This window comes from Empedobacter sp. GD03865, assembly GCF_029840775.1.
GTDB lineage: Bacteria > Bacteroidota > Bacteroidia > Flavobacteriales > Weeksellaceae > Empedobacter > Empedobacter falsenii_B.
This window is the reverse complement of the sequence record NZ_JAOCDF010000068.1, coordinates 1-1,748: the sequence shown is the minus strand read 5'-3', so window position 1 is coordinate 1,748 and position 1,748 is coordinate 1. Positions and strand designations below refer to the sequence as shown.

At 31.1% G+C, this 1,748-nt stretch carries 1 protein-coding gene; it reads left to right on the top strand.

The annotated features are described in order from the left end of the window. Window positions 1-501 precede the first annotated feature (501 nt). A complete protein-coding gene (gene hmpA / locus N5D46_RS14625; protein WP_347881039.1) occupies window positions 502-1,722 on the top strand; it encodes an NO-inducible flavohemoprotein in 1,221 nt (406 codons plus the stop codon). Window positions 1,723-1,748: the final 26 nt, after the last annotated feature.

The following is a 1,748-nucleotide window of genomic DNA, read 5'->3' as shown; positions in this document are numbered from 1 at the left end:
AAATGCGATGTTGATTATTTCAATTCATTGTAAAACTCATTTCTAATCTTCGCTTTCGCTTGAAACCCAAACTTAAAAGCAAAAAACAAAGCTGCTAACCCAATTACAGAAAAAACAACCGAATACAATGTAACATTAAACCCTATATAAGAATCATCTAAAGCCTTTCCTTTTTCATCAATACGATTGGTAATAATATGAACATGAGTTGCTTTCTTTTAAAAAGATGCCGACAGTAGTCTCTCAATGATTCAACTAACTAAGTTATTTCCATAAAGTTGGCAACTCGATTTGCTCAAACGAAATGGTTGTAAAAATCAATGGTTTTCTATCCATGCAAATGATAAGAAAGTTAGAGTGAGAAGTTATTCATATTAGTGTGGTAACAACGATTAGTATATTATTAATTCTTGAAAACTTCTTACGATCTGGAGATTTAGTTAAAACTTATGACTGTACTCATAAGTATCGTTTCTTTTGAGTAAGTAGTTTTGCAAGCAAATTTTAATTTTTATTATGCTTACAGATCAACATAAAGAAATCATTTTAGCAACTGTCCCTTTATTAAGAGAAAGTGGTGTTGCTCTAACTAAACATTTTTATAATCGAATGTTTACTCACCATCCAGAATTAAAAAACCTGTTTAACATGGGAAATCAAAATTCAGGAAAACAGCAAACAGCTTTGGCTATGGCTGTATTGGCTTATGCTGAAAATATTGCGAATCCAGTTGTATTAATGCCAGTTGTAGATATGATTGGACACAAACATACAAGTTTAAATATTCAACCCGAACAATACGATATTGTAGGAACACATTTATTGGCTTCTATTAAAGAAGTTTTACAAGATGCTGCAACCAATGAAGTGCTTGAAGCATGGAGATTAGCGTATAACCAATTGGCTAATTTGATGATTGGTCATGAACAGAAAATGTATGAAAGTAAAAAAGAAGAAGCTGGTAACTGGCTAGGATGGCGCACATTTATTGTGAAAAGTAAGGTTGAAGAATCTGCCGAAATTACTTCGTTTTACTTAAAACCAAAAGATGGAAAAGCTCTTCCAAAACATTTAGCAGGACAATATTTAAGTATCAAAATATTTTTACCTGAAATGAATCTTGAACAAATACGTCAATATAGTATTTCTTGTGCTCCAAATGATGAATACTTTCGTATTTCTGTGAAACGTGAAAAAGGTACGAATATCGCAGTAAATGGAATGATTAGTAACTATTTACATGATTACATTTTTGAAGGTGACGAATTGGAATTGAGCGCTCCTACAGGAAACTTCGTGTTACAAGAAACGAAAAACAAGAAGATATTTATTAGTGGAGGAATCGGTCAAACTCCTTTATTGTCTATGTTAGAAACTTTTGATTTAAACGAAAAAGTACAACATGATGTCGTTTGGATACACGCATGTCGCAATAAAGAAGTGCATGCATTTGCAGATAAAATAAAACTTATTCAAAACAACCATCCTAATGTAAGTAAATATCAATTTTACGATTATATAGAAGAGTCTATTGCAGATTCAAGTGTTTTGAAAGGCCATATTGACTTTAAAAAGATTGAAGACTGGAAGTTTGATAAAGATTCTGAATATTATGTGTGTGGACCACGCCCTTTTATTAAAAAAATGATTGAAGAACTAGAAATAAATCAAGTCAATAAAGAACAAATTTTCTTTGAAGAATTTGGACCAAAATCGTTATAATCAATAATTAAAATATGGAGAAGCAA